Here is a 5,908-nt window from a genome sequence, read left to right on the forward strand (position 1 = left end):
AAGAAAAAGAAGTCCTCACTCTATAATCACTAGCTTGAAGACAAGAATCGTCATTTGCACAGTTAAAACTTATCCAACCAACTACATCGCCGCCCCAAGCCCAATTTTGAAAAACTCCCGTATCCCTATTAATAGAAACTCCGTAGCCCAATGGCGGATTACATTCGGCTCCTTCACACCTTAGCTTTATCCAACCATCCCAGCCATCGGCGCCACCAGCTAATGCTCTGACCCAACCAGAAACTTCCCCCGAATCAATATTAACTCGTGCCGAGTTTGAAGGCCCTCCTGGAGGTTCTGCTGGATTAAAGTTTATCCAGCCAATATGTTCAGACCAAGCATGTCCAGAAAGATTTCCATTTGTATCTATATTCACTCCGTAATTATGTGTTCCGCAAGAATTGTCATTCGTACAGTTAAAACTTATCCAACCAATATTCTCAGACCAAGCCCAACCAGTAACATTGTTGACAACATCTGCTTCCACCCTTAATTCGGTAATTAAAAAAGCAACCGCAAATAAGGTTGTTGTCAACACAAGAATAAAAATTAAATTTAGTGGAAATGATTTTATATTTTTTTTATTCATATGATAAATGTTATTATATAATTACAAAAAGGACTATTTTTTCTTTATAACACTATCTATTAGTCCATACTCTTTTGCTTCATCAGGAGTAAGATAAAAATCCCTGTCCGTATCCTTCTCAATACGTCCTAATGGTTGACCTGTATGCTTCGATAAGATTTTGTTTAACTGCTCTTTGGTCTTTATAATCTGCTTTGCGGTTATTTCAATTTCACTAGCTTGACCCTGTGCTCCCCCCATTACTTGATGTAACATTATTTGCGAATTAGGAAGTGCAAATCTTTTACCTTTTGCTCCTACCGATAATATTACTGCTCCCATTGATGCGGCCATTCCAACACAAACAGTTGAAACGTCTGGTTCTATATATTGCATTGTATCATATATCGCTAGACCTGCAGTCACTGAACCACCCGGACTATTTACATAAAGCTGAATATCTTTCTTAGGATCCTGACTAGCCAAAAACAAGAGCTGAGCGATAATAAGGTTTGAAAGAGAATCGTTTATTGGTCCAGCCAAAAATATGATTCTTTCTTTTAATAAGCGAGAAAAAATATCATATGATCTTTCGCCTCTAGGTGATTTTTCAACTACAATTGGCACTAATTGCATAAAATTATTATTAATTGTTTTATAATTTTAGCTCTCGTCTTCTTCATCTTCTTCTAAATCTTCTGCCTCGTTGCCCTCAAGCCCTTTAACATCTATTTTCCATCCAGTAAGTTTTGCTGCAAGTCGGACATTTTGACCATCTTTTCCAATAGCCAACGAGAGCTGATCGTCTGGAACTATTGCTAAGGCTCTATTCTTTTCCAATACTTTAACTTCAACGACTTTAGCTGGAGCCAATGCGTTAGTAATAAACTTTTCAGGTACTGCGGAGTATTCAACTATATCAATCTTTTCACCATTAAGTTCGGATATTACTGCAGAAACTCTAGTTCCTTTCTGGCCGACTACAGCTCCGATTGGATCTATTCCTTCAGTTTCTGAATAAACAGCAACTTTTGATCTATTCCCCGCTTCTCTAGCAATTGCTTTTATTTCAACTGATCCTGATGAAACCTCGGGTGCTTCTAATTCAAATAGTTTTACAATAATTCTCGGATAAGAACGAGAAAGAAAAACAACCGGACCCTTAGGAGTTTCTTCTACTTTTAATAAGTAGACTTTTAGCCTTTGGCCAATTCTATATTGTTCGTTTGGAACTTGTTCTTCTCTACTCAATACGCCTAAAGTTTTACCTATATCAATAAAGACATTTGGTCCCTCCATTCTTTGAACAATGCCTGGTAAAATTTCTCCTTCCTTACTTTTGTATTCATCTAGTACCATTTCTCGTTCTGCTTCTTTTATTTTTTGTAAAACAACCTGCTTGGCTGTCTGAGCGGCTATCCTGCCATAATCTGCTTTCTCTTCAAGTTCTATATCAACCTCTTCTTCTAGCTGAACATCTTCTTTTATCTTTCTAGCATCTTCAATCATTATATGTCTCTCGGGATTGAATTTAACTTTCTTTGAATCTTCATCCTCTTCAATCTCTCCCTCTTCCTTTTTAATTCTTAACTCCTCGGCCTCTTCATCTAAAAGAACCATAGAATCATCAATGGCCATCTTAACCTGCCAGAAAGTAAGCTCCCCACTCTTTGGATCAAGTTTTGCTTTGATGATTTGTCCCCTTTCTCCGTATTCTTTTTTGTAAGCAGCTGCGATTGCTTGCTCAATTATTTCAAAAACCTTCTTTTTGGGAATATCTTTTTCTTCTGCTAATTGAGTTACTGCTGATGTAAAATTTTTCAAATCCATATTTTATACGTTAATTAGAAAATAAAATCCGTTATTCCAACGGATAGAAATATCTTTCATTCATTATATTTTCAGTTTATCAAATAACAGTAGTGTGTCAAGGTAAAAAATATTTTAATAATAGTGGAGTAAAGTAGGTTTCTATAATCGCTCCCAATAAGAGAAGGGGTAAAATAATTGATAAAAATAATTTACAAGACGCCATCAATTCTCCTTCAAGTTTAACTTTTCTTTTTTTCCCAAGAAATGCCATGTGGCCAAGATAGAGTCCCATTCCGCTACCTAGGAAAACTCCAGCTAGCTCAAATATACCATGAGGCAAAACCCCAATTAAAGTAATGGCTCCGTATGAATAAAAAATGACTCCGAGAAGAAACCCGTTGATAACAAGAAAAAGAGCCGGGAAAATACCAAATGCTATACCCGAGATAATTGAAATAAAAACTTTTATACTATTATTTAAGAAAATGAAAATAAATATCTGCCAGTCCTTTAAAGAGTTTATGAAATCTGTTAAAGGAATTATGTCTGCAATTATTTTCTCTGAAATCAAGGAATCTTTCGTTGAAGCGGAATACCCCGCCAAAGCAAAAAAAATAAATATATATCCTGACAGAAATACGTATTTTTTAATTCTTGAAAAAAAATCGTTCATTGTTATGAAAAATAAGGCTGATAACTTATAACAGAAACCAGCCTTATTTTCAAAATACAGCCTAATGAAAAGCTTAGAGGTTTCCTATGTCCGCTTCTAGTTCTTTAATCATTACTTCAGTGTCTTCTATGCTTTGGTCTATTAAACCAAGCTCAGATTCAATGTCTTTTATTTCATCTCCATCTCCAATCAAGTCTATTATCGGCTCTTCCATTATCGGTTCTTTTATTTCTTCATTTAGGATTACTGGCCTTGGACTCGAAAAAATAAACGCCAAAGACACAATCACTAAAATAACTATGATGATTAAAATAATCTTCTTATTTTTATTCATTTTATTATGACCAATTTTTAATTCTTATAATTACTCTTCTATTTCTTTCTCTTCCTCTTGGTCTTGGCCAATTACTTCAACATTCTCTCTTAAGGTCAGCATAACATCTCTAATAATGTTTTGAAGAGGGGAAATAAATTGATCCCTAAGAACTCTGTGATCATTTCTTAAGTCTCTAATTACTGCGGAGAAGTCGCTCCTAAGAGTTTCTTCAGATTCAATAGTTACTATGTAAGATTTTGTAGCTTGCTCAATAACCATTTCACGTGCTCGCTCTATAAGATTCCTTGAATCTTGGATGTGAATATATGTTTCAGTTAAATTGATGCCCCTGGATTCCTCTATCTTTGCAACTCTTACTTCAATCTTATCTAAAACAAGTTCCATTGCGTCTAAAAACCCACCATATCTAGAAGAAAGATTTCTATTTAATCTATCAATATTTTCTGCTAAACGTTCAGCTGAAACTCTTCTTCTTTCATCTCTAATTCCTTGAAGTTTTTCTTTAAATTCTTCTTGTTGAACCCTATCTTTTTCTGCTCTCTCTTCTCTAATACTTTCTACCTGACTTCTCATTTCCATAGTTCTAGTTTCTATCGCCTCCATCCTTTTTCTTCTAATTTCTTGGAAATCTCTTACTTGTGTCAATCCCTGATTTTGATCTCTTCCTGCTGGAGTGACAGGCTGTGATCTTTCTACTTGTGCAAACACAGAAGCAGAAGATCCTAAAACCATAGTACTTGCCAATAAAATAAATAATGCTTTTTTGCTCATTTTAAAAAATGTTAAATTAGTTTTATTTTTAGTAAACCACTAAAAACTAACGACCTTTGCTTAATTTTATCCCCCAAGCTTCTTTTGTCAAATAAATTTTAGGGAAATATTAAGCTTTTTCGTAAATATGATAATTATGTTACCCAATATTTTTTCTTCACCGTTTCATCTCTTTTGGTCTCAATTCCATCCAGCTCCTCTTTGGCATGAATATTAAGTAATCCCAATTCTTTATCAGATAAAGAATTCAATCTTCTAGCCTCGGCTTCTAAAAAATCTTTATTGTTATTTAATGGGTCTAGTAAAACATAGGAAAGAATAATATTTAATATCCAACCGATCCTTGGTCCTGGTTTTATGTCTAAAGATTTCATCAAATCATTACCGCCTATCTTTAACATCTTAACTGAAATTGGGTCTTGAGAAACTTTATCTATTAAATATCTCAAATGTCTTAGCTTATATGGCTCTGCTTTAGAAACTCCTGACCCTATTCTGTCGCACATCCTAACCTGAAGCAATTCATCAATATTTTCTATTCCAACCTGACGAACCAATCTTCTTATGGAAGATTCAGACACCTCTCCAACGTTGTAATAAAATAAATGATATCTGACTAGCTTCACTATCTTAATAATGTCTTTTCTTGAAAACTTTAATCTTTCTAAAATCTTCTGGGTCATCTTTGCACCAACTATTTCATGATTATAAAAGGTTGATTCAGACCCTTCTCCTTCTTTTACTCTTGGTTTAGCTACATCATGTAAGAGAGCTGCTATTCGCACATGCATACTAAAATCGTTCTTGGTAGCATAATCTAGGGATAATAAATTATGCTTATAACAATCGTATATATGATGCTTGTTCTGAGCAACACCGCATCCTTCATCAAGTTCGGGCAAGATAATTCCCAGCAACCCAAGCGTCCTCAATAATTCAATTCCATCCGCTGCCCTAGGACACATTATAATTTTCAAAAACTCATCTCTTATTCTTTCTTGGGATATTTCTTTTATCCATAAAGCATTTTCTTGGATAGATTCTTTTGTAATATCCTCGATTCTGAAGTTTAGAGTTGTGGCCAATCGAACACCCCTCATCATTCTTAAAGAATCCTCAAAAAATCTTATATTCGGATCACCAACGGCTTTTATTATCTTAGCACTAAGATCTGCTTGCCCTCCGAAAGGATCAATAATTTCAATTTCTTTATCATTAACTTTCATTGCCATAGCATTGACTGTAAAGTCTCTTCTGGCTAAATCTTCTTCTATACTTTTAGCCCACTTCACTTCGCTTGGATGACGCTTGTTAATATATTTTGCCTCAGTTCTATAGGTTGTAATTTCTACAATATTGTAATAATTTCTATCTTTGTCTTCTGGTAAAACAATTCCCACTGTCCCAAACTTATTCTCACAAAAAACATCGAACCCTTTTTTTTCAAATATCTTTTGAATCTGTTCAGGCCTTGCATTAGTCGCTGCGTCCCAGTCCTGAGGATTTTTCTTTCTTAAAAAATCCCGCACACATCCGCCCACAATATATGCTTCAAATTTATTACTTTCAATTATTCTTATTATTTCTTTTATTTCTTTTGGGATTTCCATTTCTTGATTTTAGCTTAAAGTCTTGTTATTTTCAACCACATAACGTAGAATCTAACTCAAAATAGCCTCCGTGGTGAAACGGATATCATGTCGGTCTTCGGAACCGCAGTTCCGGGTTCGAATCCTGGCGGAGGCAC

The 5,908-nt window shown here is 34.8% G+C and carries 7 protein-coding genes and 1 tRNA gene; 1 reads left to right on the top strand and 7 read right to left on the bottom strand.

Annotated features, from left to right (window positions below; translation table 11 throughout):
* The 7 genes from KY054_01385 to KY054_01415 all read right to left on the bottom strand — a co-directional run.
* The coding region (locus tag KY054_01385) for a hypothetical protein (GenBank protein MBZ1356411.1) at nucleotides 1-589 on the bottom strand (589 nt) is incomplete at its 3' end.
* A gap of 33 nt (nucleotides 590-622) precedes the next feature.
* Nucleotides 623-1,204: an ATP-dependent Clp endopeptidase proteolytic subunit ClpP gene (clpP, locus tag KY054_01390; GenBank protein ID MBZ1356412.1), complete on the bottom strand. Its 582-nt coding sequence runs from the start codon at nucleotides 1,202-1,204 to the stop codon at nucleotides 623-625.
* A 27-nt stretch (nucleotides 1,205-1,231) separates the two neighbouring features.
* Nucleotides 1,232-2,398: a transcription termination factor NusA gene (nusA, locus tag KY054_01395; GenBank protein ID MBZ1356413.1), complete on the bottom strand. Its 1,167-nt coding sequence runs from the start codon at nucleotides 2,396-2,398 to the stop codon at nucleotides 1,232-1,234.
* Between the two features lie 97 nt (nucleotides 2,399-2,495).
* Nucleotides 2,496-3,053 carry a stage II sporulation protein M gene (locus KY054_01400; protein MBZ1356414.1) on the bottom strand — a complete coding sequence of 186 codons (558 nt, stop codon included), beginning with the start codon at nucleotides 3,051-3,053 and terminating at the stop codon, nucleotides 2,496-2,498.
* Nucleotides 3,054-3,126: 73 nt separating this feature from the next.
* A complete protein-coding gene (locus KY054_01405; GenBank protein ID MBZ1356415.1) occupies nucleotides 3,127-3,387 on the bottom strand; it encodes a hypothetical protein in 261 nt (86 codons plus the stop codon).
* 30 nt (nucleotides 3,388-3,417) lie between these two features.
* Entirely contained in the window at nucleotides 3,418-4,161 is a 744-nt protein-coding gene (locus KY054_01410) for a hypothetical protein (protein ID MBZ1356416.1), read from the bottom strand.
* A gap of 134 nt (nucleotides 4,162-4,295) precedes the next feature.
* The gene (locus KY054_01415) at nucleotides 4,296-5,771 is read right to left on the bottom strand and encodes an HD domain-containing protein (protein ID MBZ1356417.1); all 1,476 of its coding nucleotides are present in this window, start codon (nucleotides 5,769-5,771) and stop codon (nucleotides 4,296-4,298) included.
* A 64-nt stretch (nucleotides 5,772-5,835) separates the two neighbouring features.
* On the opposite strand from KY054_01415, the gene KY054_01420 reads away from it, so the two are divergent.
* Nucleotides 5,836-5,907: transfer RNA gene (locus KY054_01420), tRNA-Arg, on the top strand.
* Nucleotide 5,908: the final 1 nt, after the last annotated feature.

The sequence above is a fragment of the Candidatus Nealsonbacteria bacterium genome, from assembly GCA_019923605.1.
Lineage (GTDB): Bacteria > Patescibacteriota > Minisyncoccia > Minisyncoccales > CSSED10-335 > JAHXGM01.

Coding starts and splice junctions, on each gene's coding strand:
- clpP (MBZ1356412.1), bottom strand. CDS start 1,204: ATGCAATTAGTGCCAATTGTAGTTGAAAAATCACCTAGAGGCGAAAGA.
- nusA (MBZ1356413.1), bottom strand. CDS start 2,398: ATGGATTTGAAAAATTTTACATCAGCAGTAACTCAATTAGCAGAAGAA.
- KY054_01400 (MBZ1356414.1), bottom strand. CDS start 3,053: ATGAACGATTTTTTTTCAAGAATTAAAAAATACGTATTTCTGTCAGGA.
- KY054_01405 (MBZ1356415.1), bottom strand. CDS start 3,387: ATGAATAAAAATAAGAAGATTATTTTAATCATCATAGTTATTTTAGTG.
- KY054_01410 (MBZ1356416.1), bottom strand. CDS start 4,161: ATGAGCAAAAAAGCATTATTTATTTTATTGGCAAGTACTATGGTTTTA.
- KY054_01415 (MBZ1356417.1), bottom strand. CDS start 5,771: ATGGAAATCCCAAAAGAAATAAAAGAAATAATAAGAATAATTGAAAGT.